Source organism: Chryseobacterium sp. MYb264, from assembly GCF_035974275.1.
Lineage (GTDB): Bacteria > Bacteroidota > Bacteroidia > Flavobacteriales > Weeksellaceae > Chryseobacterium.
Genome location: NZ_CP142422.1, coordinates 1,590,237 through 1,609,277, shown reverse-complemented (window position 1 = coordinate 1,609,277; position 19,041 = coordinate 1,590,237). Strand labels below are relative to the sequence as shown.

Here is a 19,041-nt window from a genome sequence, read left to right as displayed (position 1 = left end):
TGACGACAGTATTTACGTAATTGCTTTCTATTTATTTAATGATAATTAAAGTGATTTTCTGAGATTTTCTTGCACCCTTTTTAAAAAAGCTTCTTTGTCTTTTTTTACATCCTGTAGAAATTTTTTATGGTTTTCAGACAGTTCAAAATATTGTTCGCCCCACAAATAAATCTCTATTAGAACGGGTAGCAGACTAATACCTTTTTCGGTCAGTTTATACAAAAATTTTGCTTTACTTTCAGGATGTTGCGATTTGGAAATTATTTCTTCGGTTTCTAAAATTTGAAGTTTCGTCGCCAAAATATTGGTGGCTATTTTTTCTTCTGATTTCAAAAAATCCCCGTATGTACATTGTTTTGCATACATCAAATCTCTCACAATCAGCAAGCTCCATTTGTCGCCCCAAATATCCAATGAGTTACTTACCGGACATCCAGAATTTCTATTTTTTTTTACCATAAATATTTTACTTGCATTTTGCAAGTTAATTTATATCTTTACACTTTCAATTTGCAAGCAAAAATAATGAAATATTCTCACTTGTCAATTTGAAGAAGATTTTATCCAGTTACAAATAAACTTTAAAAAAGAAATTACTATGATTTTTACAACACAGAAAATTACAGAGAGCTATTGGAAAGTAGCCATCAATCATCCTCCGGTAAATGTATTTGACCCTGAATTTTCGGTTCAATTAAGAACATTAATGGATGAACTCGAAGCTAACGAAAACTTAAAAGTAGTAGTTTTTGAAAGTTCCAATCCAGAATTTTATGTTGCTCACGCAGAATTGGTCAATATTTTTGATTTTCCTAAAGGAGAGGGAAAAACCGGACTTTCAAAATCTTGGCCTGATGTTGCAAAACGTCTTGAACAAGCTCCGTTTGTAAGCATTGCATCGATTAGAGGAAGAGCGAGAGGATTGGGAAGCGAGTTTATTCAGGCTTTCGATATGCGTTTTGCAAGTCAGGAAAAAGCATTTTTCGCTCAACCCGAAATCGGAATCGGTTCTTTTCCCGGCGGTGGCGGATTAGAGCGCCTTCATCTTTTAACAGGAAAAGCCAGAGCCTTGGAAATTATTCTGAGTGGTGACGATTATAATGCTCAAACTGCCGCTGATTATGGTTGGATTAACCGTGCATTTCCAGATGATGAATTAGATGCTTTTGTAGAAAACTTAGCCAAAAGAATTGACTCTTTTGATTTGAAAATTATCAAGAAAATCAAGGCAACGATGAATGAAAGAGTAATTATTCCTAAAAATGAACATATTATGGAAACACAGATAGCCTTCTTTGTATCATTAACAGAGCCTGAAGCAAGAAACAGAATTAAAAAACTTTTAGACCAAGGATTACAAACCTATGGCGATGTCGAACTTAACCTTGGAAAATACTTATAATTAAATGAAAGCATTAATCATCAACGGTCATATCAAATGGCCACAAATTGCAGAAGGAAATCTGAATAAAACGATTTTTGAAAAAAGTAAAAGTGTTTTCGAACAAAAAGGCTACGAAATTCTCGAAACAGTAATTGATAATGGCTACGAAATTCCACAGGAAATCGAAAAGTGGGTGAGTGCAGATTTTGTACTTTTTCATTTCCCAATTAACTGGTTTGGAATGCCAGCAAAAACAAAAGACTATATCGATAAAGTTTTTATGAGCGGCTATGGAAAAATCTACGCCGGAGATGGTAGGAATAATGGAGGAAACTATGGTACAGGCGGTCTTTTGCAAAGCAAAGGAATGATTGTAAACACCTGGAATGCTCCCGAGGAAACGTTTAGAAACTCTGGTCAGCTCCTTGAAGATTTTTCTATGGAAGAATTTACCAAGCCTTTCACTGTAACACTTCAGTTCGTAGGAGTTAAGCCCTTGCCGACATTTGCATTCTATGATGTTTTTAAAAACCCAAATATAGAACAGGAATTGTCATCATTTGAAGCACATTTGAAAAATAATATTTAAGCTTAGCTTAATAAGTCGGGAGAATTTTCTTCCGATTTTATTTTAAAATTAAATCAAAATGACTTTCCGTAATTCTGTGCTATTCTTCCGCTGATATGAGCTACAAGTCAGGCTGTGATGCTATATAACTTTGTCCTATCAAAATTAAAGAACAAAACAATTAAAATTTTTAAAAATGGAAAAGACAATTTTTATCACAGGAGCATCAAGAGGATTTGGAAAACTTTGGACAGAAGCATTCCTTAAAAGAGGAGACAAAGTTGCAGCAACATCAAGAAATATTGAAGCATACAAAGATTTGGCAGAACAGTATCCCGACTCTTTCCTTCCTATCTCTTTAGACATTACCGACAGAGAAGCTGTTTTTGAAGCTGTAAATAAAGCTAAAAATCACTTCGGTAGTTTAGATGTTGTTATCAATAATGCTGGTTATGGTGTTTTCGGAGCAGTGGAAGAAGTAGGAGAAAAAGTAACCAAAGATGTTTTTGAAGCCAATGTTTTCGGAACTCTTTGGGTAACACAGGCGGCTTTACCGATTTTCAGAGCGCAAGAAAGCGGTCACGTAATTCAGTTATCGAGTGTTTTAGGCGTTTGGAGTTTGCCGACTTTGGGGATTTATAATGCAACAAAATTTGCAGTGGAAGGTTTCAGTGAAGCTTTAGCAACAGAAGTAAAACCTTTCGGAATCAATGTAACGATGATTGAACCCAACGGTTACACAACAGATTTTGGTGGAAGTTCTGCAGTTCACGGTGATGCTATTCCTGCTTATGATGCTTTGAAATCTAGTTTGGGAGAAGCTGAAGGTTTATTACCTGAGGATTATGGAAAACCGGAAGCAACCGTTCCTGCAATTTTAAAATTAATTGACAGTGAAAACCCGCCACTTCGTTTATTCTTAGGAAAAGTAGGACTGAGAAAAACAGAGAGGGTATATGCAGAAAAACTTCAGGTCTGGAACGACTGGAAAGAAGTTTCTGAAGCGGCTCACGGATAATTTGATAAAAAAGTAAATCCAATCTAGATTTGGATTTACTTTTTGCTTTAAAGTTTTAATGATTCTTATTTTAAAATCAATTATCAGAATGAAATTTCAAAAAACAAAATATTTATACATCAGTACATTACTGGCATTTATGCTCATTCCGCTGGGTGGTTTGACGACGGATATTTATATCCCGTCACTTCCGGCGATGGCAGAAGATTTGAGTGTTCCGATTGAAAAAGTGCAGATTTCGTTGCTTTTATTTATGGTAAGTTCTGGATTTAGCCAGCTTTTTATCGGAAGCATTCTCGATAGTTTTGGCAGATACAGAATCAATATTTTTGCATTGGTTACATTTTCACTGGCTAGTTTTATCATTGCTCTGGTTCCGGAAATCTACGTGATTTATTTGATGAGAATCATTCAGGGAATCACCGTTTCACTGATTATTGTCGGGAAAAGATCTTTTTTTGTTGACCTTTACAAAGGTGAAAAACTAAAACATTACACCAGCCTTTTTTCGATTGTCTGGGCAACGGCACCGATTGTGGCACCATTTATCGGAGGCTATCTGCAGGTGCTTTTCGGATGGCAGTCCAATTTTTATCTTTTAGGAATTCTTACTGTTATCATTTTATTTTTCGAACTTCGGTTTACAGGAGAATCTTTACAGAATTTTCAGGTATTTAAAAGAAAAGAAATTGCAGCAGTTTACAGAAAAATGCTGGGAACACCTGATTTTTATTTAGGTTTAATTATAATAGGTTTAAGTTATTCACTTCTAGTCGTTTATGGAATGATAAGTCCGCTTATTATCGAAAAGGTGTACGGATTTTCTCCTGTTGTTACAGGATACAGCTCACTGGCTTCCGGAATTGCGCTGATGAGTGGCGGAATAATTTCTAAATTAATGATTAAAAAAGGACTTTTTATGAAGATAAATGCTGCGGTTATCTTACAGTTAATCATAGTTGTTTCAATGTTTATTGTCACTTTAAAGTATGACGGAGTGCAATTTTTACTGGGATTCACTTTATCGCTACATCTTTTATCTGGGTTTATTTTCAATAATGTTTACGCATACAGTTTACAGAGATTCACGACTAATGCAGGGATTGCAAGCGGTTTAACGGGTGGTGGTGTTTATGTTGTAAGTTCAGTTGCAGGTTATGGATTAATCAATCTATTTGAAATAAAAGATATACAGACATTTGCGTTGGTTAATTTTATAATCGTAGCAATATTATTTATCTCAATTTTATTGTTTGGAAAAGCTGTTGGTCTGGAACGCGCCAAGAGTAATTTCCAAGCTACAAAATAATAAGTCAGTTACTATACAAAACAGAAGTGCTTGTCATTTCTGTTTTTTAATTTATTAAATTTGATTATACTTAAAACTTTTAACCCAATTAAATATGGAAAAAATCAATCATTATAAAAGTATCGTAGAGCTACACGAAAAAAGCGGATTCGAACCTCCGAAAAATCCTCTTTTGAGTTTGATGACCTGTAAGGAACTGATGACCTCTTCTGTCGGGGAAGACCGTTTTACAGGAGATTTCTATATGATTGGTTTAAAGAAAATCAAGTCTGGTTATGTTTTGTATGGGAAAACCAAATATGACCATAACAACGGTTCGGCAGTTTTTATGAAGCCCAGACAAATCATAGAAGTTCGCAATGTACAGTTTGCAGAAAAAGGTTTCGTGATGTTTTTCCACGAAGATTATTTGTCAGGACATCCGCTGAATGAGCAGATTAAAAAGTACGGTTACTTTGAATATGAAATTAATGAAGCCCTTCATATTTCGCCTTCGGAGGAAGTGATTATGTGGGAACTTTACGAGAAAATAAGAAGAGAGTATGAGGAAAATTCTGACGAATTCAGCAGGGAAATTATTCTGTCGCATATCGATTCTATTTTAAAATATTCTGACCGTTTTTACAAAAGGCAGTTCATAGACCGAAGCCCAAATATTTCGGGAAGTATGGTTAAAAAATTCCTGACCGTTCTGGATGATTATTTCAAAGCAAATAAACACATTGAAGATGGCTTGCCAAGTGTTAATTTTATGGCTGGAGAGCTTGCGGTTTCTCCCCGTTATCTCAGCGATATTCTGAAGCAGGAAACCGGAAAAACAGCGTTGGAACATGTTCATATTTATCTGATTAAAGAAGCAAAGAACCTTTTGCTGAGTTCAGAAAGTAATGTTGCAGGAATTGCCTATGACTTAGGTTTTGAAAGCCCGTCTTATTTTACCCGATTATTCAAAAAAGTGGTTGGGGTAACGCCTGTTCAGTATAAAAAAGAAGCGGTTAAATAATTTTTAATGTTTAATTCTGCTCAGGAAACTGTCTTCTGAAATGTAGTGGAGAAATTCCTGCTTTAATTTTAAAAATTTTAGTAAAGTGAGAAGGATGCTCAAATCCGAGTTCATAAGCAACTTCGCTTATTGATTTTGTGGTTCCTAACAGGATATTCTTTGCTTTGTCTACCAATTTCAGATGAATATGTTCTATCGTCGTTTTGCCTGTGAATTTACTGAGCAAATCTGATAAATAGTTGGAAGAGAGGTTCAGTCTTTCAGCAAAATATTTTACTTCGGGAATACCTTTTTCAATCAATTGTTCTTCGTTAAAATAATCATTAAGAAGACTTTCAAATCGTTGGGTTACATCATTTCCGGTTTTATTTCGGGTAAAAAATTGTCGGTCATAAAATCGGTCAGAGTAATTCAAAAGCATTTCAATCTGATTTAAAATTAAACCCTGAGTATGACGGTCAATATTCTGGGAATATTCTTTTTTAATTCTTCCAGTCACTTCATCAAGCAAAATTTTTTCATCATCCGAAATGTGAAGTGCTTCATTGCTTTCATACTGGAAAAAGCTGTATTTATGAATTTTTTTACCTAAATCTGAACCGTAAATAAAATCAGGATGAAATGCCAGAAACCATCCTTCTTCAATCTCTGTATCTGCACTCGGGCTCATCACCTGATTCGGAGCTGTAAACATTAAGGTTCCTTCCTGAAAATCATAGTTTGAACGTCCGTATTTTAGACTTCCTTTAAATTTTTTATAAACAATCGTGTACAAATCAAGGCTGTAGATATAGTCTGCGAAATTCTCGTCGGAACGGCTTATGTTTGTCAAGTCAATTACCGTAATCAAAGGATGTTTTGGACTTGCATAATTGTAAAAATTATGCAAGTCTGCAACGGATTTTATGGAAATAAACTCTTCTGACATTTTTCTGATTTTAATTAAAATTAAAATTTTCTAATGATTAATTCTGCATCAGTCTCAGAAAATCTTCCTCAGAATTTTTGTTTTTCAAATCAATATAAAACTGTGCGTCTTCACCAATTACATATCTTAATTTGGAAAGTTTATCTGTAGCTGCCCCAAAAATAGTTTCTGCAACTTCTTCTGCGCTCGCTTTTTGAAGGTGTTCTGTACGTTTGGTGAATTTAGGGATAAATGCTGCCAATTCCGTATTGTATTCTTCAATTGTATTCTGAATCATTTCGATTCCGCTTCTGAAATTGGTGGCGATACTTCCTGGTTCTACGATTTTTACATCAATTCCAAACGAAGAAACCTCAAAATATAAAGCTTCGGAAAATCCTTCCACTGCAAATTTAGAGCTGTTGTATAAACTGGCAAACGGTCCCGCTGTAACCCCTCCGAACGAAGAAATATTAATAATTGTTCCTTTTTTCTGAGCTCTCATTATTGGTAAAAGGGCTTTGGTAACATTCATTAAACCAAAAACATTGACTTCAAACTGTTTCTGAATCTGTTCAGGATTTGAAGATTCGAAAACGCCCATCAATCCGTAGCCTGCGCTGTTTAACAAGACATCAATCGAACCGAAGGTTTCTACTCCTTTTGTTATCGCTTCCTGAATTTGTTGTGGATTGGTTACATCCAGTTTTACCAACAGAACATTTTCAAGAAGATTCAGTTCTTTTTCGTTTTCCGGCGAACGCATTGCGGCGATGACATTCCATCCGTTTTGTTGAAATAATTTTGCGCTTGCTTTTCCCAATCCCGATGACGCACCAGTGATGAATACTGTATTTTTCATAATGAATTTGTTTAAAATTTCTTAGACAAAGTTCCGATAAGCAAACACGAATCGCTTGTCGATTTTACGGAATGTCTTATACATTTCTACGATTTCGGTTGGGTAATTCTGTGCTAATTTTCCGCTGAAATGAACTACACTTTAGCCTTGAAGCCGAGCTAACTTTGTATCAACAAAACGAAACAATTTAATAACACTTAAAAATTAAAAAAATGGAAACTTCAACTCAAACATTGGTCAATAAAGTTTTAGCCGCTCACGGAATCAATAACGCTGCTGAATTTCAGACGATAAAAATCCACACCCAAATCGGTGGTGCGGTCTGGGGAATGAAAGGACACGAAAACGCATTGAGCGATGTACAGTTTATCGGTTCTTTAAAAGAGCAGAAAAGTATATGGGAAAATATTTTTAAAGAAAATTATACTTCATCTTTTGAACCCGGAAAAGTTCAGTTATTTGACGAAAACGGACAACTTATAGAATCTTTGGAAAATCCGAGAGAATCATTCAAAGGTCATACGGTGGAAACGCCTTGGACAAGAGCTCAGCTTATTTATTTCTCCAGCTATGCAACCTGGAATTATGCAACGGCTCCATTTAACTTTCTGATTCCGGGAGTGGAAATCAATCATCTTGAATCTTGGAATGAACACGGTGAAATATTGGACAGACTGGAAGTGATTTATCCCGACGGTTTCGCTACTCACAGCAAAAGACAGATATTTTATTTTAATGAAGACGGACTTTTAAAACGTCACGACTATTGGCCTGAAGTTTTGGGTGGTTCTTCTGCAACACAGATTATTGAAGACTACAAAGAATTTGAAGGCATAAAAACAGGAACTAAAAGAAATATTTATGTTCTGAATGATGAAGACAGCTCTTACAATAAAGATTTTGTATTGGTTTCCATCGATATTCTAGATGTAAAATTTGAAAAATAAATTATAAAAAATAACATTAAAAATCATAAAATGAAAACAATTTCAGTACCCGAAAAAGAACAGCTAAGTTTTGGTACACAGACTATTTTAGAATCTGTAGAGAAAAAAATGGGGAAAATTCCCAATTTGTATGCAACCATCGGTTATTCGTCATCCGCCTTAAAATCGATGTTGGAAACGGAAGCTTCTTTGGCGCACGATTCATCGTTTACGGCAAAAGAAAGAGAAGCCATCAATCTTATCGTTTCACAAGTCAACGAATGTGATTATTGTTTGGCAGCACACACAACTTTGGCGAAAATGAGAGGCTTTACAGAAGAAAATACACTGGAAATCAGAAAAGGAAGTTTTTCAGAGACAAAATTAGACGCTGTGATTAAGTTGGCAAAATCAATTGCTAGCCATAAAGGAAATGCTGGAAACGGAGCTTTAGAAAATTTCTTCAACGAAGGATACGACGAAAAAGCTTTGGTTGAGCTGACTGCTTTGGTGGCGTTGAGAAGCTTTACCAATTATGTATTTGCCAATACGCAGATTCCTATTGATTTTCCTTTGGCACAGGCTATTTAAGAAGTGTTTTAATATAAGTATTTAGTTTAAGGGAGGCCTTCCGGATATATTTTCGGGAGGCTTTTTTAAGCAACAGTGTTCTTGCTAAAGTTCATTTTGATAGTATTACAAAATCCTAAAGTTAGAAGACTGGCCTTTTGAACAAATAAAAGTTGACCTTTTAAACAAAATAATTACTGCGATTAATTCTCAACTTTGCTTAATAAATTTTAATAATGGAAAATATACAGGCAAACAAAACTGTTTTGGTAACAGGAGGAACCGGATTTTTAGGAATTCATATCATTTTACAGTTATTACATCAAGATTTTAATGTGAAAACTACGCTTCGATCATTGTCTAAAAAGGATGTAATTATTAAAGCATTACAACAAGGCGGAATCGAAGATTTTTCTAATCTTTCTTTCTACGAAGCAAATCTTACCGAAGATAAAAATTGGGATGAAGCGGTTAAAAACTGTGATTATGTACTTCACGTAGCATCGCCCTTTCCTGCTAAAGATCCGAAAGATGAAAACGAACTTATTATACCGGCAAGAGACGGCGCACTTCGTCTACTGAAAGCGTCTCGTGATGCAGGAGTGAAAAGAGTGGTACTCACATCATCTTTTGCAGCTGTTGGTTACAGTATCAATAATGAAAACCATATTTTTACAGAAGAAGACTGGACAAATTCGAATGTAGAACTTCCTGCTTACATCAAGTCCAAAACGATTGCTGAACAATCGGCTTGGGAATTTATCGAAAAACAAGGAAATGGTTTGGAGCTATCGGTTATCAATCCTGTTGGAATTTTTGGTCCTGTCATTGGAGGCATTACTTCTGCTTCATTAGATGTTGCAGTTTCTGGAATTCTTAAAGGAAATTTAGAGTACACGCCAACTTTTACAATGGGTGTTGTAGATGTGAGAGATGTTGCTGATATTCATATAAAAGCAATGCTTCATCCTAAGGCTAATGGAGAACGTTTTATTGCCACTTCGGAAGGTGTGATGAGCTTTTATGATGTTGCCGAGTTATTCAAAAAAGAGAGACCTCAGTATACATCAACAATCAAAAACCTTGAACCCATTGGCAGAGAATTTTACAAGGAGATATCCAATAATAAAGCGAGAACTATTCTCAATTGGAATCCAAGAAGCCGTGAAGAGGCACTTTTGGCAAGCGCAGATAGTTTGAATGAAAATTTTTAATTTTGTTTAGGATGAGACTCGTTCCCTAAAGCTGTTTTGGGGTTTATTTAAGTATTGCTTTGTCTTTTCTAAAAAGTAGGTGAATCACTTTTGACTGATTTAATTTTTTTTTAGATAAAATCAATGTAAAGGAAAGGAACAAAATCAGCGCTAAGTCGTTTCAATAAAATAAATAAGATGAAATTTAATAATATACAATCTTGTCATTTGGGTCCGGAAATTTCTCCAGAACAATTTATTCCGGAGCATTTCTTTTTGTTTTTACTGAGAGGTTCTATGGTCGCCTACGACGGTTATAAATATTACTCGATGAAACAAGGCGATTATTGTATTGCCAGAAAAAATCATCTCGTACGATATACAAAACATAAAGAAGACGGGCAGTTTGAAAAGGTAATTATTGCTTTTGATGAGGCTTTTTTAAAGAAATTTTTGGAACGACATCCTTATCAGGTCGAAGCTACCGACAATGATGATTCTTTTTTGTTTGTAAAAGAAGATAAGTTTATTAAAAGTTACATCGATTCATTAGAACCATATTATAATGGAAAAGAACAAATTGAAGCGACTTTTGTAGACGTTAAACGTGAAGAATTGTTGATGATTTTGCTGAAAAATCATTCAAGCTTAAAAGATATTTTCTTCAATTTTAATAGTCCGCATAAAGCTGATTTGGAATTGTTTATGAATAGTAATTATAAATTCAATATTAGTCTTGAGCGCTTTGCATATCTTTCAGGACGAAGCTTATCTACCTTTAAAAGAGAATTCAAGACTATTTTTGCTACTTCGCCTGGGAAATGGCTCACTCATCGCAGACTTCAAGAAGCCCGCTATCTTTTGGAGCACGAGCATAAAAAACCCAATGAGATCTATTTTGAACTTGGTTTTGAAGACCTTTCGCATTTTTCGTTTGCTTTTAAAAAACAATTTGGAGACAGCCCGAAGAATATTGTAGATAAGAAAACGATTGTACATTAATTAAAATCAATAGTTCTTATCTCAATATTTTATAAAAAGCTTTCAGAATATTTTTCTGAAAGCTTTTTTGATGATTAATTAAAGATGAACAGTCTAATTTTAAAGCCAAACTGCTATTTTATAATTAATCAGAAAATATTTTTAACGTATTTCTGTGCTATTTTTCAGCTAAAATGAGCTAACAGTTCTGTTGGGTTTGATGATAACTTTGCTTCATTAAATAACACTAAAAAATTAAAACAATGAGTAAAATAGTTTTTATCACAGGAGCATCTAAAGGATTCGGGAAATTATGGGCTGAAGCACTTTTGGAAAGAGGAGACAAAGTAGCGGCAACGGCAAGAAACATTGCTGCATTAGAAGATTTGAAAGATAAATATGGAGACCAAATTCTTCCTTTGAAACTGGATGTCAACAACCGTACAGAAGTTTTTGAAGTAACGGCACAAGTAGAAAAACATTTCGGAAGAATTGATGTTTTGATTAATAATGCAGGTTTTGGTTTATTCGGAACGACAGAAGAAACGACGGAACAGCAGGCGAGAGAACAAATGGAAACTAACTTCTTCGGGTCGCTTTGGGTGGCACAGGCGGTTTTACCGGTGATGAGAAAACAAAAAAGCGGACATATTATTCAGATTTCCAGCTTTTTGGGATTAACGACTTTACCGCTTTTAGGATTGTACAACGCTTCAAAATTCGCAGTGGAAGGATTAATTGAAACCATCGGTTCTGAAACCGCACATTTGGGAATTAAAGCGACGTTGATTGAACCAAACGGATTTGCCACAGACTGGGCAGGAGCTTCGGCAGTACAGACTTCTTCGGAGATTATAGATTACAATCTGGTACGTGAGGCATTTGCAGAAACAGGGGAAAATCCTGATACCTGGGGAAAACCGGAAGCGACAGTGGAACCTGTTTTGAATCTTATCGACAATCAAAATCCTCCGCAAAGAGTATTGTTTGGTAAAATTGCTTATCATGTTGTGAATGAGGTTTACACGAAAAGATTAGACGAAATCCAAAACTGGAAAGAGGTGAGTATTGCCGCTCACGGTCATTAATCAAATTTAAAATCCAAATCAGCAGAAAAAAATAGCATTGTTTTTCTGTGCTAAAGTTCCGCTGATTTGTGAAATTAATTCTAATCCAAAATTCTCAATTTTGAATCATTAAATAACAAACAAAATCTTAATACTTATGAAAACAACAGCTTTAAACGCAGAAACGCAATTTGCAGAAATCAACAACAATAAAATTGCTTACAGACAGTTTGGAAACGGAGCTCCATTGTTCTTTGTCAACAGATTCAGAGGAATTATGGATACTTGGGACCCCTTGTTTTTAGATTCTTTGGCAGAAAAAAATACCGTTATTCTTTTTGATTATCCGGGAATCGGAAGCTCAGAAGGAGAGTTGCCTTTAAATATTGTAGAAGTGGCGAGTACGGTTCCGGCTTTGGCAGACCATTTGGGAATCGATAAGTTTAATGTTTTGGGTTGGTCGTATGGTGGATTGGTGGCGCAGGCTGTTACTTTTCAGAATCAGGACAGAGTTTTGAATACTATTTTAATCGGAACAAATCCTCCGGGAGAAAATGAAATTCCAATAGAACAGGTGTTTTTTGACCACGCTTTAAAACCAATTAATGATTTGGAAGATGAGTATTATCTGTTCTTTGAGCCGTCTTCCGAAAAAAGCAGACAGGCAGCTCGAGAATTTCACGAAAGAATCGGGCAGAGATTAGAGCGTTCATTAATTCCTTCCACAATGGAGGTTTTCCAGAGATATATTGCGGGTTCAGGAACAATGAGAGAAGACAAACTGAACTTCAGAGATGGTTACAAAACACTAAAATCTCCAGTTTTGGTTATTTCCGGAGACCACGATATCAGCTTTGCGACAGAAAACTGGTTTCCGTTATTGAAAAATGCACCTACAATGCAGCATATTATTTTGAATGATGCGGGGCACGGTCCTCAACATCAGCATCCGGAGCTTACGGCAGGATACATCAACCTTTTTTTAGGATAATAGTAAATCCTGTTTCCGGTAAATTATTTTAACTTAGATAAAATTAAACCGATGCAACATTACAAAACCCTTACCGAATTACATTTGGGTAATCATTGGGGCGCTCCGGAACATCCGCTTTTCAGTATGATTGGCTGTCAGTCGGAGTGTCGATTGGGGAACAGAGAGTTTACCACAGATTGTTATGTGATAGCTTTCAAGAAAATAAAATCAGGAATTTTTATGTACGGTCGCACACCGTATGACCATGACAACGGCTGTCTGTTTTTTGCGAAACCAAGACAGATTATCGAGATGAAAAACCTTGAGTTTGAAGAAAAAGGCTATATGCTGATGATTCACGAAGATTATCTGAATGGGCACGAGCTTTTCAAGGAAATTGAAAAATACAGTTTCTTTGATTATGAAGTGACGGAAGCTTTGCACCTTTCTCCAAAAGAAGAGCAGATTATTCTGGAACTTCACTCGAAAATTCAGGGAGAATATTTTAATAATCCCGATGAATACAGTCGTGAGATTATTTTAAGTCATATTTCATCGATTTTAAAATATGCACAGCGTTATTACAAAAGACAGTTTATTGACAGAGCTCAGGTGACCGGAAAGACAGCTTCAAAATTCAATGACGCACTTAGAAAATACATCGGCGAAGGTTTGCTTGAGAAAAACGGACTTCCGAATGTTGCTTTTTTAGCCGACCAGCTTTTTGTTTCGCCAAGATATCTGAGTGATTTATTAAAGCAGGAAACAGGAAAAACCGCAATGGAGCTAATTCATATATTTATGATTTCCGAAGCTAAAAATCTGTTGAGGTTAGGTGAAAAAGGTGTGGCTGAAATCGCTTATGAATTAGGCTTTGAAAATGCCTCTTACTTCACAAGATTATTCAAAAAGCAGACAGGAATGAAGCCTTTAGAGTTCAGGAAGTCACAGATGAATTAATGTAAAATTAATCAATAATAGAAGTCACAGACAAGTAACCTACTTTCCTGTGACTTTTTTTCTATGTTCCAGTCCCCAGTCTTTCATCGCCATAATGACTTTTTCCAGAGACAAACCGTGTTCCGTAATTTCGTATTCTACTGTTGGCGGAAAGGTGTCGTGAACGGTTCTGGTAATCAGAAAATTAATTTCCAGTTCTTTTAATTCCTTAGACAAAACACGGTCGGTAATTCCAGAGATTTCTCTTGAAATTTCTTTAAATCTTTTACTACCAAAAGACAGAGAAACGATAATCGGAAGTTTCCATTTTCCTTTTAGGATTTCCAGCGCATCCAGTATCGGAAGCATAATTTCCTGACAGTCTTTTTTCTCAATATTTCCAGAAACTTTAGCCATATTATTTTATTCAATATCCTAAATAATAGCGCTATCAAAAAAGATAGTAATATATTTTGGATAGTTGCTTACTCTAATTTTGTACCAACAAATTTATAAAAAAATGAATACAATCAACAACATTAAAAATTCAGGATATTTTACATTTCCAATTGGGACATTACAGGTTTTTGTTTTTACAGACGGAGAATCTGTGATAGAAAATATTCAGCCAATGTTTGCTCCGAATATCAATCCATCAGACATTGAAAATTTTCTCAGCCAACATTTTCTTTCTCCTGACAAACTGACTTTAGCAGGTAATGTTCTTGCAATAAAAACAGCAGATAAAACTATTTTAATTGATGCCGGATGCGGACAAAAACTCGGTCCAAACAGCGGGAAATTAGTAGAAAATCTGATTTCAGCCGGAATTCAACCTGAAAATATCACAGATATTGTTCTCACGCACGCACATCCCGACCACATTGGCGGAATTGTAAATGCGGATGATTCTTTGGCTTTTCCCAACGCAAAAATTTATCTTTCAAAAACAGAATACGATTTCTGGACTGCTGAAATTCCTGATTTTTCAAAAGGAACACAAGATGCTGTTGCCGATTTTGAAATTCAGTTTGCCAAACATCATCTTTCACTAATTGATTCTGATATTGAGTTTTATAAAGATGAGGCCGAATTATTTGGATTTTTAAAACTTGAAAACGCTCCGGGACACACGCCAGGACATACGGTAATTACCATTTCATCTGCAGGAGAAGAATTGGTTCATATCGCAGATACTTTTCAGCATATTATTTTGGTGGAACATCCGGAATGGGGAAATCAAATCGATTCGGATTTTGAACAGGCTGTAAAAACCCGCAAAGAAGTTTTAGAAAAATTAGCATCTACGAAACAGCTTCTTTTTGGAGACCATTTGCCTTTTCCCGGTTTAGGTTTTATTGAAAAAAACGAAAACAGCTATCGTTTTATTCCGAAAGCTTTTTATACACTTTAAACCGAATCCTCCAGTTGGAGGATTTTTCATTTCTGTAAATCTGTGCTATTCTTCCCCCGAAATGTACTATTTATTCAGACATAGTACTTCTACCTTTGACTTATTAAAATCATGGAAAATCAAAATAAAATGAAAACTAAATTCAATCTTCTTACCTTATTTCTTTTCTTCGGAGTAGCGAATGCACAATTAGAAAAAGCAGCAACATCAGATATCGTCTGGAATGGTGTTACAACAAGTTCAGACGGAAGAATCTTCGTTAATTTTCCAAGAATTGAAGGCGATAAAGGAATGAGAATCGGAGAAGTTCTGAAAAACGGAAAAATCATTCCCTATCCAAATGAAGACTGGAACAATTGGGAATCTGGAGCAGATATGAATGAAAAATTCGTAAGAACCAATTCACTGAGATTAGGACCAGACGGTTTGCTTTGGATTGTGGACACAGGAACACCTTCAATGGGAAAAAATCCATTATCGGGAAATGCATTAAAACTAGTTTCAATTGATATTAAAACCAATACGGTTCAACAGATAATTCCACTTTCAGGAATTGCAAAACCTTCGACTTTTATCGATGATTTAAGAATTTCAGGAAACACGATTTATTTGACAGATGCGGGTGAACCGGCTTTAATTATATTAGATAAAACAACAGGAAAAGGCAGGAGAGTTTTGGAAAATCATTCTTCAACAACTGATAATTTACCGATAAAAGCCGAAGGAAAAATAATGAAAGATGAGAAAGGAAATGAAGTGAGAATCCACGCAGACCAATTGGAAATTTCTCCCGATGGAAAATGGCTGTATTTCCAGCCTGCAAGCGGACCGCTTTGGAGAGTGGAAACACACTATCTGAATGATGAAAATATATCCGAAAAAGATTTGGCTTCCAAAGTGGAATTATTCTATAAAACCCCATCAACAGGAGGAACGGCTATCGATACAGATGGGAATATTTATGTAAGCGATGTTAACAAAAGTGAAATCATCAAAATCTCGCCAGAAGGAAAAGAAAGTCTGGTCATTAAAGACAAAAGATTGCTTTGGGCAGACGCTTTATGGATTGATGATGATGGATATCTCTGGATTCCGACAGGTCAACTGAACCGTTTGGCGGCATTTCAAAAAGGAAAGAGTAAAGTGAAATTTCCTGTGGTGATTTATAAGCTTAAAAATTAATGTAAAACCACAACTAAATTAAACTCATTTCAAGATTTAAATAAAATAATTCAAATAAATAACATTAAAAAATAGCAACATTATGAAAGCAATTGTATTAAAAGAAGCCGGAAACGTAGACAATTTAGAATACGTAGAATTAGCAAAACCAACCATTAACGAGGGCGAAGTTTTAGTAAAAGTAAAAGCCATCAGCATCAATCCGGTAGATGTAAAAAGCCGTGCAGGAAAAGGAGTTTATGGGAGAATAAAAACAGAAAATCCATTGATTTTGGGTTGGGATATTTCGGGAATTGTGGAAGAAACTAGAAGTTCAGATTTTAAAGTGGGCGATGAGGTTTTCGGAATGGTTAACTTTCCAGGACACGGAAAAGCATATGCAGAATATGTTGCAGCTCCGACTAATCAACTGGCTTTAAAACCTCAAAATATCTCTTTCGAAGACGCTGCAGCTTCCACTTTGGTAGCGCTTACGGCGTATCAGGCTTTGGTACACAATGCTAAAATTCAGGAAGGGCAGAACGTTTTGGTTCACGCAGCTTCGGGTGGAGTGGGACATATCGCAGTGCAGATTGCCAAACATTTGGGAGCAAAAGTGGCGGGAACTTCTTCCGCAAAAAATAAAGATTTTGTATTGAGTTTAGGTGCAGATTCACATATTGATTATCACGGTTTCGACTGGAAGTCGGCAGGAAGAACTTTCGATTTTGTTTTGGATACGATTGGCGGAGACAATATCGACCATTCTCTTGAAGTAACCAAAGAAGGCGGTTCTATCATCAGTATCCCAACAGGTTTGAATGAAGAAGTGACTTCAAAAGCACAATCCAAAGGCGTAAAAGGCTATTTCATTCTCGTACAATCCAGCGGTGAAGATATGAAACAGATTGCTTCTTTATTGGAAAGAAGGGCCGTTAAACCTCACGTTTCCAAAATATTTCCTTTCGAACAAATGAGAGAAGCACATCTGGAACAAGAAACGGGCAGAACAGTTGGTAAAATCGTGGTTACTTTGTAAAATCAATCATTTAAAAGTATCAAAATGAACTTTAAAAATATAGCAGTATTGGCAATGGCATTAGTTTCACTAGCCGCCTGCAATAAATCTCCGAATCAGGCTAATACAAAGTTTGAGAATGAAATTTCAATACAAAAAAATGCACAGTTGGAAGAGGTTTTCTCGGACAGCACATATCAGTTAACGGGTGTTGCCGTGGCAAAAGATAACAGGGTTTTTGTGAATTATCCGTATTGGCTGGACAAGCATTCTTATTCTGTGGTTGAGGTGAAAGATGGAAAACCCATTCCTTATCCCGATGCAGAATGGAACAACTTCAAAAAAGGCGAAGACGGACAAAACAAATTTGTCACCGTACAGTCTGTAGTTACCGATGACAAAGGATTTCTTTGGGTAGTAGATGCAGCAGGAATTGGGCTTGGAAAAGTGTACCAGCACAGCAGTAAAGTTGTTAAAATCAATTTAGCCACTAATAAAATTGAGAAAATATACAGATTTCCCGAAAATGTGGTAAACGAAGATGTTTACATCAATGATATCCGGGTGGATAATGAAAATGGTTTTGCCTATTTAAGCAATTCAAATACAGGAGGAATCGTGGTTTTAAATATTAATACAGGCGATTCAAAATTGATTTTAGCCAATTCCGCTTCCGTTAAATCTGATCCGAATTATCATTTTTCTCCTTTGGGAACAGAGCTTAAAAAAGGTGACGGTTCTTTGCTGAAAGTAAATTCTGATGGTATTGCGCTGACTCCCGATAATCAATATCTATACTACAAACCGCTTACAGATAACCGTTTGTACAGAATTAAAACTGATTTGTTGAGAGATTTTAAAACAACTGATGCTGTTTTAAACAAAAGTGTAGAAGATTTAGGAAAATTCATAACGACAGACGGGATGATTTTCGATAAAAAAGGAAACCTATACTTGGGAGATTTAGAGAAAAATTCAATTGTAAAAATTACGCCTGATTTGAAAATGCAAACGATTGTAAAAGACGATGAAAAACTGATTTGGCCTGACAGTTACAGTATTTCTGATGATGGATATTTATACATTTCCAATTCTCAAATTCAGCTGATGCCTTGGTTTCACGATGGGGCAGCGCAGTTTAAAAAACCTTTTAAAGTGTTTAGAATTAAAATTTAAAATCAAATGAAATGAATAATTTAATTCGAATAATCGCTGACAGTCAAAGGCACTTTATCAACTTTTTAAGAATTTCAATTTTTGTGGTAGTGGCTTGGATTGGTGGTTTGAAAGCTTTTCAATACGAAGCAGATGGCATCGTTCCCTTTGTGGCAAACAGTCCGGTGATGAGTTTTTTCTATAATCATCCGGACGAATACAAAGCGCACAAAAATAAAGAAGGCGAAGTAATTCCGGGCAACATCAAATGGAATGCAGAAAACGGAACTTACACTTTTGCGTACGGATTGGGAACTGCAATTGTTGCCATCGGTTTACTGACTTTGCTGGGAATCTGGTCTCCAAAAATAGGTTTGGCAGGTGGTTTACTCACTTTTGGAATGTCTCTGGTCACACTTTCGTTTCTCATTACAACACCGGAAGTCTATGTACCGGATTTGGGAAGTTCTGAGCACGGATTCCCTTATCTGTCGGGCGCAGGAAGACTGGTCATCAAAGATATCATTATGCTTGCGGGCGGATTGGTGATTGCATCAGATTCGGCGAAGAAAATTTTAAATAACAATCTATAA

21 protein-coding genes are annotated in these 19,041 nt (G+C 35.8%); 17 read left to right on the top strand and 4 right to left on the bottom strand.

All coding sequences use genetic code 11. The annotated features are described in order from the left end of the window. Positions 1-45: 45 nt before the first annotated feature. Positions 46-366 carry a winged helix-turn-helix transcriptional regulator gene (locus tag VUJ46_RS06890; protein WP_326985077.1) on the bottom strand — a complete coding sequence of 107 codons (321 nt, stop codon included), beginning with the start codon at positions 364-366 and terminating at the stop codon, positions 46-48. Between the two features lie 232 nt (positions 367-598). Here VUJ46_RS06890 and VUJ46_RS06885 point away from each other — a divergent pair, with 232 nt between their 5' ends. From VUJ46_RS06885 to VUJ46_RS06865, 5 genes are all read left to right on the top strand, one after another. Continuing rightward, positions 599-1,402 (top strand): enoyl-CoA hydratase/isomerase family protein, encoded by an 804-nt coding sequence (locus tag VUJ46_RS06885; RefSeq protein WP_326984257.1) that lies wholly within the window; start codon positions 599-601, stop codon positions 1,400-1,402. 4 nt (positions 1,403-1,406) lie between these two features. Then, on the top strand, positions 1,407-1,973 hold the full coding sequence (locus VUJ46_RS06880) for an NAD(P)H-dependent oxidoreductase (protein WP_326984256.1): 567 nt from the start codon (positions 1,407-1,409) through the stop codon (positions 1,971-1,973). Between the two features lie 175 nt (positions 1,974-2,148). Further along, positions 2,149-2,970, top strand: coding sequence for an SDR family NAD(P)-dependent oxidoreductase (locus VUJ46_RS06875; protein WP_326984255.1), 822 nt, complete (start codon positions 2,149-2,151; stop codon positions 2,968-2,970). Between the two features lie 88 nt (positions 2,971-3,058). After that, a complete protein-coding gene (locus VUJ46_RS06870; RefSeq protein WP_326984254.1) occupies positions 3,059-4,279 on the top strand; it encodes an MFS transporter in 1,221 nt (406 codons plus the stop codon). Positions 4,280-4,373: 94 nt separating this feature from the next. Continuing rightward, the gene (locus tag VUJ46_RS06865) at positions 4,374-5,282 is read left to right on the top strand and encodes a helix-turn-helix domain-containing protein (protein WP_326984253.1); all 909 of its coding nucleotides are present in this window, start codon (positions 4,374-4,376) and stop codon (positions 5,280-5,282) included. A gap of 10 nt (positions 5,283-5,292) precedes the next feature. On the opposite strand, the gene VUJ46_RS06860 is transcribed toward VUJ46_RS06865, so the two are convergent. Further along, on the bottom strand, positions 5,293-6,210 hold the full coding sequence (locus tag VUJ46_RS06860) for a helix-turn-helix domain-containing protein (RefSeq protein ID WP_326984252.1): 918 nt from the start codon (positions 6,208-6,210) through the stop codon (positions 5,293-5,295). Between the two features lie 37 nt (positions 6,211-6,247). Beyond that, positions 6,248-7,051: an SDR family oxidoreductase gene (locus tag VUJ46_RS06855; RefSeq protein WP_326984251.1), complete on the bottom strand. Its 804-nt coding sequence runs from the start codon at positions 7,049-7,051 to the stop codon at positions 6,248-6,250. Between the two features lie 212 nt (positions 7,052-7,263). Here VUJ46_RS06855 and VUJ46_RS06850 point away from each other — a divergent pair, with 212 nt between their 5' ends. The 7 genes from VUJ46_RS06850 (at position 7,264) to VUJ46_RS06820 (ending at position 13,721) form a co-directional block, all read left to right on the top strand. Then, the gene (locus tag VUJ46_RS06850) at positions 7,264-7,998 is read left to right on the top strand and encodes a hypothetical protein (RefSeq protein WP_326984250.1); all 735 of its coding nucleotides are present in this window, start codon (positions 7,264-7,266) and stop codon (positions 7,996-7,998) included. A 30-nt stretch (positions 7,999-8,028) separates the two neighbouring features. Continuing rightward, complete coding sequence (locus VUJ46_RS06845) at positions 8,029-8,568, top strand: carboxymuconolactone decarboxylase family protein (protein ID WP_326984249.1); 540 nt, start codon at positions 8,029-8,031, stop codon at positions 8,566-8,568. A 215-nt stretch (positions 8,569-8,783) separates the two neighbouring features. Then, on the top strand, positions 8,784-9,761 hold the full coding sequence (locus VUJ46_RS06840) for an SDR family oxidoreductase (protein WP_326984248.1): 978 nt from the start codon (positions 8,784-8,786) through the stop codon (positions 9,759-9,761). Positions 9,762-9,938: 177 nt separating this feature from the next. After that, on the top strand, positions 9,939-10,742 hold the full coding sequence (locus VUJ46_RS06835) for a helix-turn-helix domain-containing protein (protein WP_120214446.1): 804 nt from the start codon (positions 9,939-9,941) through the stop codon (positions 10,740-10,742). Between the two features lie 242 nt (positions 10,743-10,984). Continuing rightward, on the top strand, positions 10,985-11,809 hold the full coding sequence (locus tag VUJ46_RS06830) for an SDR family NAD(P)-dependent oxidoreductase (RefSeq protein WP_326984247.1): 825 nt from the start codon (positions 10,985-10,987) through the stop codon (positions 11,807-11,809). 136 nt (positions 11,810-11,945) lie between these two features. Then, the gene (locus VUJ46_RS06825; RefSeq protein WP_326984246.1) at positions 11,946-12,779 is read left to right on the top strand and encodes an alpha/beta fold hydrolase; all 834 of its coding nucleotides are present in this window, start codon (positions 11,946-11,948) and stop codon (positions 12,777-12,779) included. A gap of 51 nt (positions 12,780-12,830) precedes the next feature. After that, on the top strand, positions 12,831-13,721 hold the full coding sequence (locus VUJ46_RS06820) for a helix-turn-helix domain-containing protein (RefSeq protein WP_326984245.1): 891 nt from the start codon (positions 12,831-12,833) through the stop codon (positions 13,719-13,721). Positions 13,722-13,760: 39 nt separating this feature from the next. Here the strand turns inward: VUJ46_RS06820 and VUJ46_RS06815 are convergent, their stop codons facing one another. Further along, positions 13,761-14,117, bottom strand: a complete 357-nt coding sequence (locus VUJ46_RS06815; RefSeq protein ID WP_259113313.1) for a winged helix-turn-helix transcriptional regulator — start codon at positions 14,115-14,117, stop codon at positions 13,761-13,763. Positions 14,118-14,220: 103 nt separating this feature from the next. On the opposite strand from VUJ46_RS06815, the gene VUJ46_RS06810 reads away from it, so the two are divergent. From VUJ46_RS06810 to rclC, 5 genes are all read left to right on the top strand, one after another. Next, on the top strand, positions 14,221-15,114 hold the full coding sequence (locus VUJ46_RS06810; protein WP_326984244.1) for an MBL fold metallo-hydrolase: 894 nt from the start codon (positions 14,221-14,223) through the stop codon (positions 15,112-15,114). A 129-nt stretch (positions 15,115-15,243) separates the two neighbouring features. After that, the gene (locus tag VUJ46_RS06805) at positions 15,244-16,296 is read left to right on the top strand and encodes an L-dopachrome tautomerase-related protein (protein ID WP_326984243.1); all 1,053 of its coding nucleotides are present in this window, start codon (positions 15,244-15,246) and stop codon (positions 16,294-16,296) included. Positions 16,297-16,378: 82 nt separating this feature from the next. Continuing rightward, a complete protein-coding gene (locus VUJ46_RS06800) occupies positions 16,379-17,314 on the top strand; it encodes an NADP-dependent oxidoreductase (RefSeq protein ID WP_326984242.1) in 936 nt (311 codons plus the stop codon). 24 nt (positions 17,315-17,338) lie between these two features. After that, positions 17,339-18,469, top strand: coding sequence for an L-dopachrome tautomerase-related protein (locus tag VUJ46_RS06795; RefSeq protein ID WP_326984241.1), 1,131 nt, complete (start codon positions 17,339-17,341; stop codon positions 18,467-18,469). A gap of 11 nt (positions 18,470-18,480) precedes the next feature. Next, positions 18,481-19,041 (top strand): reactive chlorine resistance membrane protein RclC, encoded by a 561-nt coding sequence (gene rclC / locus VUJ46_RS06790; protein WP_326984240.1) that lies wholly within the window; start codon positions 18,481-18,483, stop codon positions 19,039-19,041.

Coding starts and splice junctions, on each gene's coding strand:
- VUJ46_RS06890 (WP_326985077.1), bottom strand. CDS start 366: ATGTATGCAAAACAATGTACATACGGGGATTTTTTGAAATCAGAAGAA.
- VUJ46_RS06830 (WP_326984247.1), top strand. CDS start 10,985: ATGAGTAAAATAGTTTTTATCACAGGAGCATCTAAAGGATTCGGGAAA.
- VUJ46_RS06820 (WP_326984245.1), top strand. CDS start 12,831: ATGCAACATTACAAAACCCTTACCGAATTACATTTGGGTAATCATTGG.
- VUJ46_RS06865 (WP_326984253.1), top strand. CDS start 4,374: ATGGAAAAAATCAATCATTATAAAAGTATCGTAGAGCTACACGAAAAA.
- VUJ46_RS06815 (WP_259113313.1), bottom strand. CDS start 14,117: ATGGCTAAAGTTTCTGGAAATATTGAGAAAAAAGACTGTCAGGAAATT.
- rclC (WP_326984240.1), top strand. CDS start 18,481: ATGAATAATTTAATTCGAATAATCGCTGACAGTCAAAGGCACTTTATC.
- VUJ46_RS06835 (WP_120214446.1), top strand. CDS start 9,939: ATGAAATTTAATAATATACAATCTTGTCATTTGGGTCCGGAAATTTCT.
- VUJ46_RS06880 (WP_326984256.1), top strand. CDS start 1,407: ATGAAAGCATTAATCATCAACGGTCATATCAAATGGCCACAAATTGCA.
- VUJ46_RS06855 (WP_326984251.1), bottom strand. CDS start 7,051: ATGAAAAATACAGTATTCATCACTGGTGCGTCATCGGGATTGGGAAAA.
- VUJ46_RS06795 (WP_326984241.1), top strand. CDS start 17,339: ATGAACTTTAAAAATATAGCAGTATTGGCAATGGCATTAGTTTCACTA.
- VUJ46_RS06875 (WP_326984255.1), top strand. CDS start 2,149: ATGGAAAAGACAATTTTTATCACAGGAGCATCAAGAGGATTTGGAAAA.
- VUJ46_RS06810 (WP_326984244.1), top strand. CDS start 14,221: ATGAATACAATCAACAACATTAAAAATTCAGGATATTTTACATTTCCA.
- VUJ46_RS06800 (WP_326984242.1), top strand. CDS start 16,379: ATGAAAGCAATTGTATTAAAAGAAGCCGGAAACGTAGACAATTTAGAA.
- VUJ46_RS06850 (WP_326984250.1), top strand. CDS start 7,264: ATGGAAACTTCAACTCAAACATTGGTCAATAAAGTTTTAGCCGCTCAC.
- VUJ46_RS06860 (WP_326984252.1), bottom strand. CDS start 6,210: ATGTCAGAAGAGTTTATTTCCATAAAATCCGTTGCAGACTTGCATAAT.
- VUJ46_RS06805 (WP_326984243.1), top strand. CDS start 15,244: ATGAAAACTAAATTCAATCTTCTTACCTTATTTCTTTTCTTCGGAGTA.
- VUJ46_RS06885 (WP_326984257.1), top strand. CDS start 599: ATGATTTTTACAACACAGAAAATTACAGAGAGCTATTGGAAAGTAGCC.
- VUJ46_RS06845 (WP_326984249.1), top strand. CDS start 8,029: ATGAAAACAATTTCAGTACCCGAAAAAGAACAGCTAAGTTTTGGTACA.
- VUJ46_RS06825 (WP_326984246.1), top strand. CDS start 11,946: ATGAAAACAACAGCTTTAAACGCAGAAACGCAATTTGCAGAAATCAAC.
- VUJ46_RS06840 (WP_326984248.1), top strand. CDS start 8,784: ATGGAAAATATACAGGCAAACAAAACTGTTTTGGTAACAGGAGGAACC.
- VUJ46_RS06870 (WP_326984254.1), top strand. CDS start 3,059: ATGAAATTTCAAAAAACAAAATATTTATACATCAGTACATTACTGGCA.